16 protein-coding genes and 1 tRNA gene are annotated in these 16596 nt (G+C 72.4%); 7 read left to right on the top strand and 10 right to left on the bottom strand.

From position 1 onward, the window contains the following. Window positions 1–18: 18 nt before the first annotated feature. A complete protein-coding gene (locus ABT170_RS12590; RefSeq protein ID WP_329945487.1) occupies window positions 19–1089 on the top strand; it encodes a PAC2 family protein in 1071 nt (356 codons plus the stop codon). A 164-nt stretch (window positions 1090–1253) separates the two neighbouring features. Here the strand turns inward: ABT170_RS12590 and mshC are convergent, their stop codons facing one another. The 4 genes from mshC to ABT170_RS12570 form a co-directional block, all read right to left on the bottom strand. Then, on the bottom strand, window positions 1254–2483 hold the full coding sequence (gene mshC / locus ABT170_RS12585; RefSeq protein WP_351866438.1) for a cysteine--1-D-myo-inosityl 2-amino-2-deoxy-alpha-D-glucopyranoside ligase: 1230 nt from the start codon (window positions 2481–2483) through the stop codon (window positions 1254–1256). A 123-nt stretch (window positions 2484–2606) separates the two neighbouring features. Beyond that, window positions 2607–3443: an SCO1664 family protein gene (locus ABT170_RS12580; RefSeq protein WP_329945489.1), complete on the bottom strand. Its 837-nt coding sequence runs from the start codon at window positions 3441–3443 to the stop codon at window positions 2607–2609. Beyond that, entirely contained in the window at window positions 3407–3997 is a 591-nt protein-coding gene (locus ABT170_RS12575) for a DUF3090 domain-containing protein (RefSeq protein ID WP_329945490.1), read from the bottom strand. The genes ABT170_RS12580 and ABT170_RS12575 overlap by 37 nt, the downstream gene beginning before the upstream one ends. A gap of 72 nt (window positions 3998–4069) precedes the next feature. Beyond that, complete coding sequence (locus ABT170_RS12570) at window positions 4070–4792, bottom strand: histidine phosphatase family protein (RefSeq protein WP_329945491.1); 723 nt, start codon at window positions 4790–4792, stop codon at window positions 4070–4072. 111 nt (window positions 4793–4903) lie between these two features. Here ABT170_RS12570 and corA point away from each other — a divergent pair, with 111 nt between their 5' ends. Continuing rightward, entirely contained in the window at window positions 4904–5899 is a 996-nt protein-coding gene (gene corA / locus ABT170_RS12565; RefSeq protein ID WP_329945492.1) for a magnesium/cobalt transporter CorA, read from the top strand. Between the two features lie 79 nt (window positions 5900–5978). On the opposite strand, the gene ABT170_RS12560 is transcribed toward corA, so the two are convergent. Next, window positions 5979–6767: a ferritin-like domain-containing protein gene (locus ABT170_RS12560; protein WP_351866433.1), complete on the bottom strand. Its 789-nt coding sequence runs from the start codon at window positions 6765–6767 to the stop codon at window positions 5979–5981. Between the two features lie 224 nt (window positions 6768–6991). Further along, window positions 6992–8041 carry an LLM class F420-dependent oxidoreductase gene (locus ABT170_RS12555; RefSeq protein ID WP_329945494.1) on the bottom strand — a complete coding sequence of 350 codons (1050 nt, stop codon included), beginning with the start codon at window positions 8039–8041 and terminating at the stop codon, window positions 6992–6994. A 139-nt stretch (window positions 8042–8180) separates the two neighbouring features. Between ABT170_RS12555 and ABT170_RS12550 the strand changes: the two genes are divergently transcribed. Together ABT170_RS12550 and ABT170_RS12545 are read left to right on the top strand one after the other, a co-directional pair. Next, a complete protein-coding gene (locus tag ABT170_RS12550; protein WP_329945495.1) occupies window positions 8181–9164 on the top strand; it encodes an aldo/keto reductase in 984 nt (327 codons plus the stop codon). Further along, complete coding sequence (locus tag ABT170_RS12545; RefSeq protein ID WP_351866429.1) at window positions 9161–11515, top strand: helix-hairpin-helix domain-containing protein; 2355 nt, start codon at window positions 9161–9163, stop codon at window positions 11513–11515. The genes ABT170_RS12550 and ABT170_RS12545 overlap by 4 nt, the downstream gene beginning before the upstream one ends. A 69-nt stretch (window positions 11516–11584) precedes the next feature. Here the strand turns inward: ABT170_RS12545 and ABT170_RS12540 are convergent, their stop codons facing one another. Further along, window positions 11585–12244, bottom strand: coding sequence for a hypothetical protein (locus ABT170_RS12540; protein ID WP_351866426.1), 660 nt, complete (start codon window positions 12242–12244; stop codon window positions 11585–11587). Window positions 12245–12291: 47 nt separating this feature from the next. Here ABT170_RS12540 and ABT170_RS12535 point away from each other — a divergent pair, with 47 nt between their 5' ends. After that, a complete protein-coding gene (locus tag ABT170_RS12535) occupies window positions 12292–12480 on the top strand; it encodes a DUF5703 family protein (RefSeq protein ID WP_266929371.1) in 189 nt (62 codons plus the stop codon). 70 nt (window positions 12481–12550) lie between these two features. Here the strand turns inward: ABT170_RS12535 and ABT170_RS12530 are convergent, their stop codons facing one another. From ABT170_RS12530 to ABT170_RS12520, 3 genes are all read right to left on the bottom strand, one after another. Next, complete coding sequence (locus ABT170_RS12530; RefSeq protein WP_329945498.1) at window positions 12551–13324, bottom strand: chaplin family protein; 774 nt, start codon at window positions 13322–13324, stop codon at window positions 12551–12553. Window positions 13325–13463: 139 nt separating this feature from the next. Continuing rightward, the gene (chpH, locus tag ABT170_RS12525; RefSeq protein WP_329945499.1) at window positions 13464–13697 is read right to left on the bottom strand and encodes a chaplin ChpH; all 234 of its coding nucleotides are present in this window, start codon (window positions 13695–13697) and stop codon (window positions 13464–13466) included. Between the two features lie 141 nt (window positions 13698–13838). After that, window positions 13839–15203 carry a M20/M25/M40 family metallo-hydrolase gene (locus ABT170_RS12520; RefSeq protein WP_502970508.1) on the bottom strand — a complete coding sequence of 455 codons (1365 nt, stop codon included), beginning with the start codon at window positions 15201–15203 and terminating at the stop codon, window positions 13839–13841. A gap of 144 nt (window positions 15204–15347) precedes the next feature. Between ABT170_RS12520 and ABT170_RS12515 the strand changes: the two genes are divergently transcribed. Both ABT170_RS12515 and ABT170_RS12510 read left to right on the top strand, forming a co-directional pair. Beyond that, window positions 15348–15435: transfer RNA gene (locus ABT170_RS12515), tRNA-Leu, on the top strand. A gap of 177 nt (window positions 15436–15612) precedes the next feature. Beyond that, a complete protein-coding gene (locus tag ABT170_RS12510; protein ID WP_351866420.1) occupies window positions 15613–16551 on the top strand; it encodes a pseudouridine synthase in 939 nt (312 codons plus the stop codon). The last annotated feature ends 45 nt before the right edge of the window (window positions 16552–16596 follow it).

Here is a 16596-nt window from a genome sequence, read left to right as displayed (position 1 = left end):
CTTCGGAAGGAGGCCTGGGTGATCGAGCTCGAGGGGGTACCCGAGCTGATCGACCCGGTCATGGTGGCCGCGTTCGAGGGCTGGAACGACGCCGGTGACGCCGCCTCCACAGCGGTCGGACATCTGGACCGGGAATGGAAGGGCGAGGTGTTCGCGGCGCTCGACGCCGAGGACTACTACGACTTCCAGGTCAACCGGCCCACGGTGTGGCTGGACGGCGGGGTGCGCAAGATCACCTGGCCCACCACCCGGCTCTCCGTGGTCCGCGTCGGCGGGGAGAAACCCCGCGACCTGGTCCTGGTCCGCGGCATCGAACCGTCGATGCGCTGGCGCTCGTTCTGCAACGAGATCCTGGGATACGCCCATGAGCTGGGCGTCGAGATGGTCGTCATCCTCGGGGCACTGCTGGGCGACACCCCGCACACCAGGCCGGTACCGGTCAGCGGCGTCACCTCGGACCCGGATCTGGCCAGGACCATGGACCTGGAGGAGACCCGGTACGAAGGCCCGACAGGCATCGTCGGCATCCTCCAGGAGGCCTGCACCCATGCGGGCGTGCCCGCGGTGAGCCTGTGGGCGGCGGTGCCGCACTATGTCTCGCAGCCGCCCAACCCCAAGGCGACGCTGGCGCTGCTGAACCGCCTCGAAGACCTGATCGGCCTGCGGATCCCGCTGGGCGAACTGCCCGAGGACGCCCGCGCCTGGCAGCTCGGCGTCGATCAGCTGGCCGCCGAGGACAGCGAGGTCGCGGAGTACGTCCAGACGCTGGAGGAGGCCCGGGACACCGCGGAGCTGCCCGAGGCGTCCGGCGAGGCCATCGCCCGGGAGTTCGAGCGCTACCTGCGGCGCCGGGACGGCGGCCCGGGACAGGCTCCCGGCGGCCATGCCACGGAGTCCGGGGATGCCTCGTACCTGCGGGACACCTCCTCCGGCCGCGCCAGACCCCCCAGACCACCGCGGCCGGAAACAGGCCCCGAGAACACCCCCGGCGCCCCGCCGCGGGACGGTTCCGCGCCCTCGCCCTCCGACAAGGACGGCGGACCGGACGAAACCCCGGACGATACATCCGAGGATTCGTCCGAGGACTGAGCGAGGACTGAGCGGCGGCAGCGGGCCCGGCACCGTCCGGGGACGGGGCGGGCGCGCGGCGCGCGGCGCGCGACGGGCGGAAACGGGGACCGGCCCCGGACTTCGGGAAGAAGTCCGGGGCCGGCCGTCGTGAACGGATCGAGCGGTGGTGACGGCACCGAGGCCTAGAGCGCGACGCCCAGCAGCGCGTCGACGGTGCGCGAGACGAGCCCCGGCGCGCTCTCGTCCGTACCGCCCTCGGCAACGGCCAGCGCGGCCCAGCGGTCCACCGCGGCCAGCGCCGCGGGGGCGTCCAGGTCATCGGCGAGGGCCTCGCGGACCTCCTCGACCAGTGCGTCCGCGGACGGCCCGTCGGGGCGGGAGACGGCGGCACGCCACCGGCCCACGCGCTCCACGGCGTCGGTGAGCACCTGGCCGGTCCACTCCCAGTCGCTCCGGTAGTGGTGCGCGAGCAGGGCCAGGCGGATGGCGGCCGGGTCCACGCCCTCGCGGCGCAGCGCGGAGACGAACACCAGGTTGCCCCGGGACTTGGACATCTTCTCGCCGTCCAGCGCGACCATGCCGGCGTGGACGTAGGCCTGGGCGAACGGGTGCTCGCCGGTCAGTACCTGGGCGTGCGAGGCGCCCATCTCGTGGTGCGGGAATGCCAGGTCGGAACCGCCGCCCTGAACGTCGAAGCCCATTCCCAGATGGTCCAGCGCGATGGCCACGCACTCGATGTGCCAGCCGGGCCGGCCGCGGCCGAGCGAGGCCCCGTCCCAGCTCGGCTCGCCCGCGCGGGCGGCCATCCAGAGCATCGGGTCCAGGGGGTTCTTCTTGCCGGGGCGCTCCGGGTCGCCGCCGCGTTCGGCGGAGAGCAGGCGCATCGCCTCGGCGTCGAGGTTCGAGACCTCGCCGAAGTGCGGGTCGGCCTCGACGGAGAAGTACACATCGCCTTCGAGTTCGTAGGCGGCGCCCGCGTCCCGGAGGCGTTCGACGAGCGGGACGATGCCGGGTATCGCCTCCACCGCGCCGATGTAGTGCTTCGGCGGGAGCATGCGCAGGGCGGTCATGTCCTCCCGGAAGAGTGCCGTCTCGCGCTCCGCGAGCTCGGTCCAGTCCTGACCGTCGCGCACGGCCCGCTCCAGCAGCGGATCATCCACGTCGGTCACGTTCTGGACGTAGTGAACCTGCCGCTTGGTGTCGAGCCACACGCGCTGAACGAGGTCGAACGCGTTGTAGGTCGCCGCATGACCCATATGGGTCGCGTCGTACGGCGTGATGCCGCAGACGTAGATGCGGGCGACGGGACCGGGGTCAAGGGTGATCCGTCCGCCGGTCGCGGTGTCGTGGATCCGAAGGTCGCGGCCCTTGCCAGGCAGGGCGGGGACCTCAGAAGCGGGCCAGGCATGCATGTCATGAGCGTAACCGGACGATGCTTCCGGATACGAACCGGATAGGGGAACGTGGCCGAAGAGGCGGTCTTGCGCGGATGGGACGGTTCGTCTACAGGGCCCTGGAGGGTCCGTTCACGGCTGTCACACCGGCGGCCACGGAATCGCCGGCCACGCCCCGCTGGGCTCCGGATGCCGCCCCGCCGTACGCAGCCCCGCGACCCGCCCCCGCAGCGCCTCCAGCTCGGCCCCCGTGACGAGTTCGGCCAGACGGGTGGCCAGCGCCGCCCCCGGCGCGAGCTCCGCGGCCAGCAGACCGAGCACCTCCACCGCCTCGGACGTCAGGGGCTCCCCGGCCCAGCCCCACAGCAGCGTCCGCAGCTTGTCGTCCGCGTTGAACGTGACGCCGTGGTCGATGCCGTACAGCCGACCGCCGGGCGCGGGCAGCAGATGCCCGCCCTTCCGGTCACCGTTGTTGATCACCGCGTCGAGGACCGCCAGCCGCCGCAGCCGCGGGTCGTCCGCGTGCACCAGCAGCGCCGTCCGGCCCTCCCCCACCTCGGCGAAGCCCACGGCCTTCCAGCCCTCCCCGGGCTCCTCGGACTCGACGAGCGCGAGCAGCGACGGCTCCGCCCCGCCCCCGGGGGGTTCGATCCACAGCTGGCACATGCCCCGGCCGTAGGGTCCGTCGCGCAGCACCGTGGGCGGCACGAGTCCCCACCCGGTCGCCTCGGAGACCTCGTAGGCGGCCACCTCGCGCTGGGCGAGCGTCCCGTCGGGGAAGTCCCAGAGCGGCTGCTCCCCGGCGACGGGCTTGTAGACGCAGGTACGCTCCTCGCCCTCGTACGCGACCGTGCAGTGGAGCACCGCGTTGGACGCGCCGCGGACCTGTCCCAGGACCGTGAGCCGCCCCTCGGTGAGCAGGGTGAGCAGCTCGGTGTCCGTCAGGCCCCGCGACGGTATCCGTTCTGGCGCGGGCATACGTGTCCTTCCGGATCGAGCGGCAGACTGCACAGCGGGCACGGCGGGCGGCCGGCGTTCACGACGTCCAGCGCCCGCTTGGCGAAGGCGCGCGCCTGGGCGCCGCTGAGCCGGACGCGCAGCATCGGCGGTCCGTTCTCCTCGTCCTGCAGAAGCCGTTCCTCGGCCTCCGCGAGGTCGTCCTCGGAGTCGGCGTCCAGTTCGACGAGGGCCTGCGCCTCGACGATCATGCGCTGCTCCTCACCGTCCCAGGCCAGCGCCATCGTGCCGACCCGGAACTCCTCCTCGACGGGTGCGTCCAGGGGTGCGGTGTCGGCGACGTCCGTGGGGGCCACGGCGGGCACCGGCGAGTTGCCGCCGGTCCGCCGTACGACCTCGTCGAGCAGTTCGTCGATCCGCTCGGCCAGGGCGGCTACCTGGGTCTTCTCCAGCGCCACGCTGGTGACCCGGCCGCTCGACGACGCCTGGAGGAAAAACGTACGGCGGCCAGGCAGCCCGACCGTACCGGCCACGAACCGGTCCGGCGGGTCGTAGAGGAACACCTGACGGGACACGTCCTGTCTCCCTTGAGAATTGACGGCGGATGAGGGGCGCCTATGGCGCGTCCACCCTACTGTGCGGAGCGATCACGGCGCCCCCGCGCCGCCCCCGACCGCCGCGTCCGCCGGACCGTCTCCGGCGGGGGACGCCGAGGCGTCGGCCCCGGCGGTCCGTTCGCGCGGTGCCAGCGGGGCCAGGTCGCCGGTGTCACCGAGCCTGAGGAGGAAGGGGCGCAGCCGTGTGTAGCGGATCGCCGTGACCGAGCAGGGGTCGGCGTGGATGCGCTGGAACAGGTCCAGATGCATGCCGAGCGCGTCGGCGACGAGTGCCTTGATGATGTCGCCGTGCGAGCACATCACATACGTCGCGTCATCGCCGTGCTCCGCCTCGATGCGGGCGTTCCAGTCCCGTACGGCATCCACGGCGCGGGCCTGCATGGCCCGCATGGACTCACCGCCGGGGAACGCCGCCGCGGAGGGGTGCTGCTGCACGACGGTCATCAGCGGCTCGTCGGAGAGCTCCGCGAGCTTGCGCCCCGACCAGTCCCCGTAGTCGCACTCGCTGATCCGCTCCTCGGTGTGCAGGGGAAGGCCGGGGCGGGCGTCGAGCAGCGGCTGGAGCGTCTGGCGGCAGCGCTCCAGGGGACTGCAGACGGCGGCGGCGAGCGTGAGCGCGGACATCCGTCCGGGGAGTGCGGCGGCCTGCTCGGCACCGCGTTCGTCGAGGGAGACACCGGGGGTGCGGCCCGCGAGCACTCCGGCTGTGTTGGCGGTGGAGCGTCCGTGGCGTACGAGGATCAGCGTGGGCATACGGGCCAGGGTAGATGGCCGGTCAAAGGTGCGCAGCGGGCGGCGGCAGGGAAGAATGCCCGCCGTGATCGTGGACGGTGCCAACTACGTTGTGGCCCATAACCAGGAAGTATGTCCCGAATGATCGTGGACTGTGCCATCTATCGAGATGGGCGCCGTACCGACGGCCCCGCCGACTTCTCCGACGCGCTCGACGAGGCGCGGGCCACCGGGGACGCCTTCCTCTGGATCGGGCTGCACGAGCCGACCGAGAAGGAGTTCGACCTGGTCAGGCACGAGTTCGGGCTGCACCCGCTGGCGGTGGAGGACGCGCTGAGCGCGCACCAGCGGCCCAAGCTGGAGGTGTACGACGACTCGCTGTTCGCGGTCATCAAGCCGATCGTCTACGAACCCGAGAGCGACACGGTCAGCGCCGATGAGCTGATGGTCTTCATGGGCGACTCGTTCGTGGTGACGGTCCGGCACGGCGAGGGCGCTCCGCTGGCGGCCGTCCGCCGCCGTCTGGAGGCCGAGCCCGAGGTGCTCAAGCACGGCCCCACGGCGGTGCTGTACGCGGTCAGCGACGCGGTCGTGGACCACTACATCGATGTCGCGGCCGAACTCCAGGTCGACCTGGAGGAGCTGGAGACCCAGGTGTTCGCACCGAGCGGAACCGGCAACTCCAAGAACACCGCGGCCGAGATCTACACGTTCAAGCGCCAGGTGCTGGAGTTCCGCCGGGCGAGCGGCCCCCTGGCGGTGCCGATGTCTCGGCTGGCCGGCGCGGGGGTGCCGTTCGTCCACGAACACTCCCAGCCGTTCTTCCGCGATGTCGCCGACCACCTGACGCGCGCCAACGAGCAGGTGGAGGGCCTGGACCGGCTCCTCTCGGACATCCTGTCGGCGCACCTGGCGCAGATGGGCGTGCGGCAGAACGACGACATGCGCAAGATCTCCGCCTGGGCCGCCATGGCCGCCGTCCCGACGATGGTGGCGGGCATCTACGGCATGAACTTCGACCACATGCCGGAGCTGCACTGGGCGTGGACCTATCCGGTGGTGGTCGGCCTGATGGCCTGCGCGGTGATCGGCCTGTACCGCCAGTTCAAGCGGCGCGGCTGGCTCTGAGCGGCGCGGTCGGGCGGCCGGCCCTCGGCGGCCGGCTGCGGTCCGGGAGCCGGATCGGAGGGGGCGGGGCCCGCCGGGCTCACGCGTACTCGGCCTCGGCGACCGCCGGGCCGCCCAGCGCGTCACGCCGCTCGGGCGGTGCCAGGCTCACCATGCGCCGCCAGCCGACGAGACGCTCGTACGCGTACATCGCGTGGATGCCCGCCGCCAGCACGGCGGCCTTGGCACGGGGCCAGCGCAGCACCTCGCCCATGTGCGCCATCACCGCGAGGCTGACGTCGCGGTAGACGCGGATCTCGGCCAGCGCGCACTCCCGCAGGGTGCGCTGGATCGTACGGCCGTGTCCGGCGCGGGCGAAGCGGAGCAGTTCCTCGTGGCAGTACGCGAGGTGGTTGTCCTCGTCGTTGGAGATCATCCTCACCGCGCGTCCGATGTCGGGGTGGTCGGCGAAGTATCTGCACAGCAGCCGCATCTGCTCCGAGGCCCGCTGCTCGGTGACCCTGCTGTGGGCCAGATAGGTGATGATGTCGCGCTCGGAGAGCGGCTCCTCCCGCTTGAGCCGGCCGTGCGCGAGGCCGATGCCGTTGCTCTCCAGCAGCATCGTGTAGTCGGTCTCCCCCGGGACCTCCACGGGCCGCAGCCCGCGCTTCTTCAGCAGCGCGTTGAAGATCCGGCCGTGCTTGTCCTCGTCGGCGCCGTGCCGGACGATCCTGGGAGCCAGTTCCCGCTGGCTCTCGGGGACGAGAGCGGCGATCCGGCCGTTCTCCCAGCCGCCCTGGGACTCCCCGCTGGCGGCGATGGAACAGAAGAGCCGGAAGGACTCGTCGTCGTCGAGGATCTCCTGGAACAGGCTTTTTGCCGAGAGCATCAATGCCACCTCCGTACGGGTGTCCGCAGAGGCAAAGTCAAGTGCGGTACGCGACGCTCGGCAACCGGAGAAGGGCGCGGCAGGGAGGCGACGCGCCGCGTAACCGCCGGCCGCGCGGCGCGTTGTTCCGTGTGACGGCCGTGGCGGGGTCGACCCCGAGCCCCCACCACGGCCGTAGCGCTGCCCGGGGCTCCCGGGCCGCCTCCCGGGCGCCCCCGCGGTGCTCAGGCGAGGCCGGAGCGCTCCAGGGCGTCCGTGCCGGCGCGCAGGGCGGAGATCCGCTCGTCGAGGGTGAAGCCGGCCGGGGCGAGGGTGAGGGTGGTGACCCCGGCGGCGGCGTACGCCTGCATCCGCTCGGCGATCCGCTCCACCGGCCCGAGCAGCGTGGTCTGGTCGATGAGCCGGTGCGGTACGGCGGCGGCGGCGCCGCTCTTGTCGCCGGACAGGTACCTGTCCTGGATCTCGGCGGCTTCCTTCTCGTACCCCATGCGCCGGGCGAGCTTGTTGTAGAAGTTCTGCTCGCGGCTGCCCATGCCGCCGACGTAGAGCGCGGTGTAGGGGCGGAACATGTCGGCCAGGCCGTTGATGTCGTCGCCGACGGCCAGCGGCAGGGTGGGGCACACGTCGAAGCCGTCCATGGTCTTCCCGGCCTTCTCGCGGCCCGCCCGCAGATGCCGCACCGCGGTGTCCTCCAGGTGGTCGGCGGACGGGAAGATCAGCAGGGCGCCGTCGGCGATCTCGCCGGTCTGCTCCAGGTTCTTCGGTCCGATGGCCGCGATGTAGAGCGGGATGTGCTCGCGCTGCGGGTGGACGGTGAGCTTGAGCGGCTTGCCCGGACCGTCCGGCAGCGGCAGCGTCCAGTGCCGGCCCTCGTGGCTGAGACGCTCGCGGGACATCGCCTTGCGGACGATCTCGACGTACTCACGGGTGCGGGCCAGCGGCTTGTCGAACTTGACGCCGTACCAGCCCTCGGAGACCTGCGGGCCCGACACCCCGAGGCCGAGCCGGAAGCGTCCGCCGGAGAGGGAGTCGAGGGTGGCCGCGGTCATCGCCGTCATGGCGGGCTGACGGGCCGGGATCTGCAGGATCGCGGAGCCGACGTCGATGGACTCCGTCTGCGCGGCGACCCAGGCCAGGACGGTGGGTGCGTCGGAGCCGTAGGCCTCGGCGGCCCAGCACACGTCGTAACCGAGCCGGTCGGCCTCCTGGGCGACGGCGAGGTTGTCGCCGTCCATGCCCGCGCCCCAGTAACCGAGATTGATGCCGAGCCGCATAGCCGCTCCCCTTACTGATCAGTAACGTCCCTGTGGTCCGGACTCTAGCGCGCGTCACGGCGTTCCGGCAGGCTCGGTGGCCCATCGGTTGTCCACAGGCCTCCACTCCGTGGGGCCATGGCCAGTAATCTCAGCGCCCATGGAGCAGAGGCAACTCGGCCGTACCGGCCTACGCGTGTCCCGGATCGGGCTCGGCACCCTCACCTGGGGCCGGGACACCGACGAGCACGACGCCGCCGACCAGCTGAAGGCCTTCTGGGACGCGGGCGGCACCCTGGTCGACACCGCCGATGTGTACGGGGGCGGGGAGGCCGAGTATCTGCTCGGGCAGCTCGTGGACACCCTCGTGCCCCGGCAGGATCTGGTCATAGCGACGAAGGCGGGCAGCGTCCCCGATCCCTACCGCCGCTTCGACGGATCGCGCGGCCATCTGCTGGCAGCGCTGGACGCCTCGCTGGAGCGGCTCGGCACGGACTACGTGGACCTGTGGCAGGTCCACGCCTTCGATCCGGCGACCCCGCTGGAGGAGACCCTGCAGGCGGTGGACCTGGCGGTGTCGTCCGGCCGCGTCCGGTACGCGGGAGTGTCGAACTTCTGCGGCTGGCAGCTGGCCAAGGCGGCCACCTGGCAGCTCGCCTCACCCGGCGTGCGCACCCGGCTGGCCAGCACGCAGATGGAGTACTCACTGCTCCAGCGCGGCATCGAGCGGGAGGTGCTGCCGGCCGCGCTGGACCTCGGGGTGGGCCTGCTGCCCTCGTCCCCGCTGGGCCGCGGCGTGCTGACCGGGAAATACCGGCTGGGCACCCCGTCCGGCTCCCGGGGCGCCTCCGATCAGCTGGCCCCCTTCGTCGAGCCCTATCTCGACGACGCGGCGAGCCGGATCGTCGACGCGGTGGCGACGGCGGCGGACGGCCTGGCCACGACGGCGCTCCAGGTGGCGCTGGCCTGGGTCCGGGACCGGCCCGGGGTGGCGGCCCCGATCATCGGCGCGCGCAACGCGCAGCAGCTCAGAGAGGCTTTGTCAGTGGAGGCGCTTAGTCTTCCTGACGAGATCTGCCAGGCGCTCGACGATGTGTCGGCGCCCGTGCACCGCTATCCCGACCAGGACTGGAGCACTCTGTGACTGCGCTTCCCCGGGGGGAAACCCCAGGCCCCTCGGCCGAGGACGGCCCGCCGGAGCCGGACGCCCCCGACACGCCGGACGGGGCGACGGGCGACGGTCCGGAAGCCGCCGCGGACGGAAGTGCTGAGGGCGACGGCGACGACGGGACCGCCTCCGAAGCCGTGCCGGAGTCCGGCGGACCCGAGGCACAGGCCCCGGACGGCCTGACGGCCGAGGGGACCGCCGACAAGACGGCCGACGGGACGGCCGGGGAGACGGCCGGCGCGGCGGAAGCCGCCGCGCGCTCCGAGGCGGAGGCCGAGCTCGCCGCCCAGCGCGAACTGCGGGAGCGGATCGAGAAGCGCAAGGCCGACAAGGCCGGACCCATCCCGGCCGGTACGAAGCTCAGCGGCACCGCCGCCGATCTCCTCGCGGCCGTCCGGGCCGTCGAGAGCGGCGACAAGGCCGGCACCGCGTTCTTCGACTCCCCCGCGAGCGCCCCCGCCCCCCGCCGCGCCGCCCCCGCCACCACGCAGCCCGACGCGCCGCGCCCCCGGCCGTCCGGGCCGGCCCCCGCGGCACCCGGCGCCTCGCCCGGGGCGGCCACCTCGGTGCGGGCGCTGCTGGCCGAGGGCGGGGCTCCCGAGGCGCTGGCCCGTCCGGCCGCCGAAGCGCTGGGCGAGCAGGCCGCCGAGGCCCTGCGCGAGGACCCGTGGCGGCTGCTCGCCGTCCCCGGGGTGGGCCCGGAGCAGGCGGACGGGTTCGCGCGGGCGCTGCTGGGCGCCGGATGCGGCCCGGACGACGAACGCAGGACGGCGGCACTGGTCGGCTGGCTGCTGGAGCGGGCGGCCCGCCAGGGCCACACGGCGCTGGATGCCTCGGACGTCCGGGCGGCGCTCGCCGAGCGCGCGGTGAGCGACCCCGAAGCGGCCGTGGAGCACGCCGTCGCCGAGGGCGTCGTGCTGGTCTTCCAGGACGGACTGGACGCGGCGGAGGCCGCGGACGAGCCCGGCCCCGAGGACGGGGAGGACACGGAGGGCGACGGCGAGAGCCTCGCGGACCGGCAGGACGGCGCCGGTCAGGCTCCGGAGCCGGTCCAGGTGCTGCTGGGCCTCGACCGGTACGCACTGGCCGAGGAGAGCCTCGCCGACGGTCTGGCGCGGCTGGTCAACGCCTGCGAGAAGACCGCCGACTGGTCCGCCGCCGCGGCTGCCGCCCCGTCCCCGTCGGCGGCCGAGCTGATCCGTACGGCCGCCACCGGCGGACTGGTCACCCACAGCGGTGGCGAGGCGGCCCGCGCCGAACCGGCCGCCCTGATCGCGGCGGCCCGGGGCCTGGGGCTGCGCGCCCTCGGCGCCACCCACAGCGAGGACGGCCGCGACAGGCTGGCCCGGTCGGTGGGCGACCCGCGGTCGGCGGTCACCGTCGCCGGGCTGCTCACCGGCGCCGAGGGCCCCGGGCGGGACGAGGACGGCGCGCTGGCCCTGGATCTGCTGGTCGTGCTGGACGCCCCGCAGCTGGACGTGGAGGCGGCGGCGATCCTGGTGGAGTCCCTCGCGGACGGCACCCGGCTGGTGCTGAGCGGCGACCCCGGTGTGCTGGGTTCGGCGGGCGCGGGCCGGGTGTTCGCGGATGTGCTGGCCGCGCGGGCGTGCCCGCAGGTCGTGTCCCGTACACCGGACCCGGGCCCGGTCGGCGAGCTGGTCTCCGGCATCGGCATCGGTGAGCTGAACCAGGTCGAGGCACCGGGCAAGGAGGTGGTGATCGTCCCCGTGCGCGATGCGGGCGAGGCGGTCCACCGCACCGTTCAGCTGGTCGCCGACTCGGTTCCGCGAGCCTTCGGCATCGCCTCCGCCGAGACGCAGGTGATCACCGTCGGGCATGGCGGCTCGGCGGGCACCCGGACGCTGAACGCCGCGCTTAAGCAGCGGCTGAACCCCGGCCCCGGCCGGTTCGGCGGCTTCGATCCCGGCGACCGCGTCGTCCATGTCCCCGCACCCGGCCGGACCGTGCCCGGGGTGGTGCTCTCGGCCGACGCCGAGGGACTGCGCCTGGACTGCGCGGGCGTCCCCGTCGTCGTACCCCAGGACCGGGTGGAGTCGGCCGTGCGGCACGGCTGGGCTCTCAGCGCCCACCAGGCGGCCGGGATGCGCTGGCCCGCAGCGGTCGTCGTGCTGCCCGGCGACGCCGCGCAGGGGCTCAGCCGCCCCTGGGTGTACACCGCCTTCAGCCGCGGGGAGCGGCATCTGTCCGTCGTGCACGGCGTGGACCAGGCGCTCGCGCACGCGGTCGCCCGGATCCCCGCCCAGGAGCGGACAACGCGGCTGCGCCCCCTGCTGGAGGCTCTGCCGACCCCTGGCGCCGAGTCCTGAGGACTGTCCCGGCAGCACTGTGGCCCCCGGCGCACCGGGGGCCACGGCCGGCGGGCACTCACCGGGTGTTCAGGAGGTGCCTGCCGTCAGGTCGTCCAGGTCCTCGTCCAGCTCCTCCTCGTCGAAGACCGAGCTCACGTCGAACCGGCACACCACGAGCTGGGGATCGGCGTGGTCGAACGGTGCCCCGAGCCATTCGCCCGGCTCGGGCGGCACGTCGGCGGCCGTGACCCAGAGCGTGGAGTCGCCTTCCTCCAGGCCGAACTCCTTGTGCCGGGAGGCGATCTCGTCCGGTTCGTACTCACCGAAGAGCACGCCGAGCGCGGCATGGACGCTGGTGCCGACGACAGGGCCGTTCCCCGTGCCCAGGTCGTCCGATTCCAGATCTGCGAGGCGCTGTGCCTGAGCGAGCAGTCGCGGGGGTTCCACGACTGTGTAGTCACGCCGGATCAGCACGCTCAGCGCGCCGGGCTCCCCGGGACCGGCGTAGGGCGGCAGGGAGTCGTCCGCCCCGGGGATCTCGAAGGGGGTGACCTCGTCGTAGCGGTGGTAGAGGAGTTCGTCGTAGACCTCGGCCGCGGCGGCCAGTTCATTGAACGCGTCATAGACGGCGGGGTCGTCGTCCCCAGTACGGCGTTCGACCGCGTCGAGGTGATGGTCGAGCGCGGCTTTGACCGCTTCGGCGGCGGCACGTACCTCGGCAGCGGTGGGCTGCACAGCATCAGACATAGAGCAGACGCTATCCGTACCGGGGCTGTGCCCGCACAATAGATGCGATGCCGGAATACGAATTTATCGACGTGTACGTGCCGCGCGGGGTGTCCCGCAACGATGCGGCCCGACTGCTGACCGACCACGCCGAGTACGGGCACTGGGAGTTGGACCGCCTGACCCTGCGCCTCGACGGCAGCCGCAGAGTGCGGCTGCGCAGACGGATCATCCGTCAGATACGGGCCACTTGGTGACACGGAGCGGGCCCCGCGGATAGGGGGCCCGCTCCGTGTCACCGTACGGTCCGCGACCGTCACCGAGCCGCTACGCCGCGCTCCGGGAGCGGCGGTACAGCACGGATCCGACACCGGCCAGAAGCAGACCCGCGCCCGCCGGGATCAGCAGGTCGAGCCCGCCGCCACCGGTCTGTGCGAGCTGCTCGCCGGGGTGGTTCTGCGCCTGCGGAGCGTTGGGCTCGGGCGGGCTGTTCACCGGCGGGGTGAGGGGCGTCTCCGGTGTGACGGGCACCTCCGGCCGCGGCGGGGTGATCCCGGCGCCGTTGCCACAGCTGTTGCCGAAGGTGGGGTTGAGGAGCCCGCCGATGGTGACGCTGTTGCCGCAGGCGTTCACGGGGATGTCGATCGGCACCGCGACGTTGTTGCCGGACAGGAGTCCGGGGGACCCCTGCGCCGTGCCCTCCGCCGAGGCGCCGGGGGCACGGTGCTTCCCACCGCCGGTCCCGCTACCCGCCGTCCCGGCGTCACCGCCCGGCGCCTGCGCGGTGGTACCGCCCGCCGCCGCGTGGTTGCCCGAGCCGCCGCTGTCGGCCGCACCGGCGTGCGACGCGGTCCCCGACGTCCCGTTCTCGCAGTCGTTGCCGAACGTCGGGTTCAGCAGTCCGCCCACGTTCACGGAGTTCCCGCACAGATTGACCGGCACCTCGACCGGAATCTGGACCGAATTCCCGGACAGTACCCCCGGGGAATTGATCGCCGCGCCGTTCGCCCCGGCGTCGGCGTGTGCGTAGCCACCACTGAGCGCGAGCACTCCGCCCGCTGCCGCGATGGTGATCAGGCCTTTACGAGTGACCTGTCGCATAGGTTCGTTTCCTGCCTTCTGCCTTTCGAAATACCCCCGGACACGACCGTGCGAGGGCCGAATGCCGAGCGGCCCCGGAGTGCATGGCACGCACTCCGGGACCGGCCGGGCTCAAACCCTTACGGGTTGACGCACAACGTCACGCGTTGACGCAGGTGTTGCCGAAGGCGGGGTTCAGCAGGCCGATCACGGAGATCGTGTTGCCGCACACGTTGATCGGCACGTGGACCGGAACCTGGACGACGTTGCCCGAGAGCACGCCGGGGCTGCCGACAGCGGCACCCTGGGCACCGGCGTCGGCGGCAGCCATGCCCGCACCCGCGAGCACCAGACCACCGGTAGCAGCCGCGATTGCGACGACCTTCTTGATCATTATTCCTCCTCGTTGGAAATGCGGTCCCAGCCGCGGACCGCATCCCTTGTAACGAGGAGTGGTTAACGGGGCTACGAGTGGGCAACCCGTTTCACTCTTTCCGGTCACATACGCACAGACAGGCGAATACGTACCGGGGCTTCAGCAGTTGTCGATGAACCGGTCGAGCACCCGCACGCCGAACTGCAGACCGTCGACCGGCACCCGCTCGTCCACTCCGTGGAACATCCCGGCGAAGTCGAGCTCCGGCGGCAGCTTCAGCGGGGCGAAACCGAACCCCCGGATACCCAGGTCGTCGAAGGACTTGGCGTCGGTGCCTGCCGAGAGCATGTAGGGAACGGCCCGCGCGATCGGGTCCTCGGCGACCAGCGCCGTCTGCATCGCGTCGACGAGGGCACCGTCGAACGTGGTCTCCAGGGCCTTGTCCGCGTGCACGTCCTCGCGCTTCACGTTCGGGCCGAGAATCCGGTCCAGGTCGGCCAGGAACTCCTCCTCGTACCCCGGCAGGAACCGGCCGTCCACATGGGCGGTCGCCTGTCCCGGAATGACGTTGACCTTGTAGCCCGCGCCGAGCTGGGTCGGGTTCGCGGTGTTCTGCAGCGAGGCGCCGATGAGCTTGGAGATACCGCCCAGCTTGGCGAGCGTCTCCTCCATGTTCTCGGGGTCCAGCTCCGTGCCCAGGGCGTCCGAGAGCTCGTCGAGGAAGTGCCGCAGCGTCTTGGTCACCCGCACCGGGAACTTGTGCCGGCCCAGCCGCCCGACGGCCTCGGACAGCTCGGTGATGGCGTTGTCCTTGTGGATCATCGAGCCGTGGCCGGCGGTGCCGTCCACGGTCAGCTTCATCCAGTGCATGCCCTTCTGGGCGGTCTCGACGAGGTAGAGCCGCAGCTTCTCGTTGACGGTGAAGGAGAACCCGCCGACCTCGCTGATCGCCTCGTTGACCCCCTCGAACAGCCCGGGGTGGTTGTCGACCAGGTAACGGGCGCCGTAGGTGCCGCCCGCCTCCTCGTCCGCGACGAAGGCCAGCACGATGTCGCGCGGGGGCTTGCGGCCGCTGCGCATGCGGTCACGGACGACCGCGAGGGTCATGGCGTCCATGTCCTTCATGTCGACGGCACCCCGGCCCCACACACAGCCGTCCGCGATCTCCCCCGAGAACGGGTCATGGGTCCAGTCGGCCGCGTTGGCCGGGACGACATCGGTGTGCCCGTGGATGAGCAGCGCGGGCCTCGACGGGTCCTCGCCCTCGATCCGGGCCACGGTGGAGGCACGGCCCTTGTGGGACTCGAAGATCTGCGGTTCGAGCCCGACCTCGGCGAGCTTCTCCGCGACGTACTCGGCGGCGAGCCGCTCACCGGGGCCCGAGTGGTCGCCGTAGTTGCTGGTGTCGATCCGGATCAGCTCACGGCAGAGGTCCACGACCTCGTCCTCGCCGGATACGGTCCGGGCCACGTTGGTCTCGCTCACACTGCTTCCTTCCGCTGTCGCTGTGGTGCTCCCTCTCATCCTCCCGCGCCCGCCCCGCGCACCCAAGGGCACCCACCCCCCGTCATGCGCCGTTCACGCCTGCCGGTGCGTGATCGAGCACCCCCGATTGTTTGCTATGGTTTTCCACGTCGGAACGGGCCGGGCCCGCGAGACAGACACCTTGTCCGGGTGGCGGAATGGCAGACGCGCTAGCTTGAGGTGCTAGTGCCCTTTATCGGGCGTGGGGGTTCAAGTCCCCCCTCGGACACCACGCAGTACACCGTAGTGGCCTTCATCGTGAACGCGATGGAGGCCATTTCGCGCTGTGCGTCCGGGCGCACGGCGACGCCTCGCGCACCGCCGCCCGCAGGGAGGACGCCCGTATGCCCCGTACGACCGCCGACAGCCGGTACCGCGCTCCCGCTGCCGCCCCGTCCGGCGTCCGCCGGTGAGGGGGCGCGGGAGGCCGCCCGCCGCACCGCTGCCGCAGCGGAACGGGGTCGATGCCGTGCGGGTGCGGCTGCCGGAGGACGCCGATGGCTCCTGGGCCACCGTCCGGGACCATCTGCTGGAGCGGTTCGCGGGGGCGATCGGGGCGGGGAGGGTGGCCGCGATGCTCGACGAGGGCAGGTTCGTGGGCGCGGACGGCGGTGCGGTGGGCGGCGACGAGCCGTACACCGCCGGGCGCCTGATCTGGTTCCACCGGGACTTCGCGCCGGAGGAGCCGGTGCCCTTCCCCGTCGGTGTCGTGTACCGCGACGAACACCTCGTCATCGCCGACAAGCCGCACTTCCTGGCCACCACTCCCCGCGGCCGGCACATCACCGAGACCGCGGTGGCCCGGCTGCGCCGCGAGCTGGACCTGCCCGCGCTGCAGCCCGCCCACCGGCTGGACCGGCTGACCGCGGGGCTGGTGCTCCTGGTCGTGCGGCCCGGGGAGCGGGGCGCGTACCAGACGCTGTTCCGGGACCGGCTCGTGCGCAAGGAGTACGAGGCGGTGGCCCCCTACGATCCGTCGCTCGGCCTCCCCCGCACCGTACGGAGCCGGATCGTCAAGGAGCGGGGGGTGCTCGCCGCCCGGGAGGAACCGGGCCCGGCGAACAGCGAGAGCCGGATCGAGCTGCTGGGGCACCGGGGCGGGCTGGGCCGCTACCGGCTGCTGCCCGCCACCGGACGGACCCATCAGCTGCGGGTCCATATGAACGGCCTGGGTCTCCCGCTCGTGCACGATCCGCTCTACCCGGTGGTGGTGCCGGAGCGCACACCGGAGGACTGGGCGCGTCCGCTCCAGCTGCTCGCCAGGACGCTGGAGTTCACCGACCCGGTCACGGGAGAACCGCGCCGCTTCGAGAGCGGGCTGCGGCTCTCCGCGTGGCCGGAGCAGTGAACGAGGCGGTGAACGGAGCGGTGCACTGCCCGGTGCACGGCGGGG

Source organism: Streptomyces sp. NPDC001787 (assembly GCF_040297465.1).
In the GTDB taxonomy this organism is placed as follows: Bacteria; Actinomycetota; Actinomycetes; order Streptomycetales; family Streptomycetaceae; genus Streptomyces.
Note: the sequence above shows the minus strand (reverse complement) of the source record. Positions and strands in the feature narration are given on the sequence as shown.

Bases quoted from the DNA above. Each gene is read 5' to 3' on its own strand.
- ABT170_RS12570 (WP_329945491.1), bottom strand. From the start codon at position 4,792: ATGCCCACGCTGATCCTCGTACGCCACGGACGCTCCACCGCCAACACA.
- ABT170_RS12560 (WP_351866433.1), bottom strand. From the start codon at position 6,767: ATGCTCTCGGCAAAAAGCCTGTTCCAGGAGATCCTCGACGACGACGAG.
- ABT170_RS12520 (WP_502970508.1), bottom strand. From the start codon at position 15,203: ATGAGAGGGAGCACCACAGCGACAGCGGAAGGAAGCAGTGTGAGCGAG.
- ABT170_RS12540 (WP_351866426.1), bottom strand. From the start codon at position 12,244: ATGTCTGATGCTGTGCAGCCCACCGCTGCCGAGGTACGTGCCGCCGCC.
- mshC (WP_351866438.1), bottom strand. From the start codon at position 2,483: ATGCATGCCTGGCCCGCTTCTGAGGTCCCCGCCCTGCCTGGCAAGGGC.
- ABT170_RS12535 (WP_266929371.1), top strand. From the start codon at position 12,292: ATGCCGGAATACGAATTTATCGACGTGTACGTGCCGCGCGGGGTGTCC.
- ABT170_RS12550 (WP_329945495.1), top strand. From the start codon at position 8,181: ATGGAGCAGAGGCAACTCGGCCGTACCGGCCTACGCGTGTCCCGGATC.
- ABT170_RS12555 (WP_329945494.1), bottom strand. From the start codon at position 8,041: ATGCGGCTCGGCATCAATCTCGGTTACTGGGGCGCGGGCATGGACGGC.
- ABT170_RS12530 (WP_329945498.1), bottom strand. From the start codon at position 13,324: ATGCGACAGGTCACTCGTAAAGGCCTGATCACCATCGCGGCAGCGGGC.
- ABT170_RS12580 (WP_329945489.1), bottom strand. From the start codon at position 3,443: ATGCCCGCGCCAGAACGGATACCGTCGCGGGGCCTGACGGACACCGAG.
- chpH (WP_329945499.1), bottom strand. From the start codon at position 13,697: ATGATCAAGAAGGTCGTCGCAATCGCGGCTGCTACCGGTGGTCTGGTG.
- corA (WP_329945492.1), top strand. From the start codon at position 4,904: ATGTCCCGAATGATCGTGGACTGTGCCATCTATCGAGATGGGCGCCGT.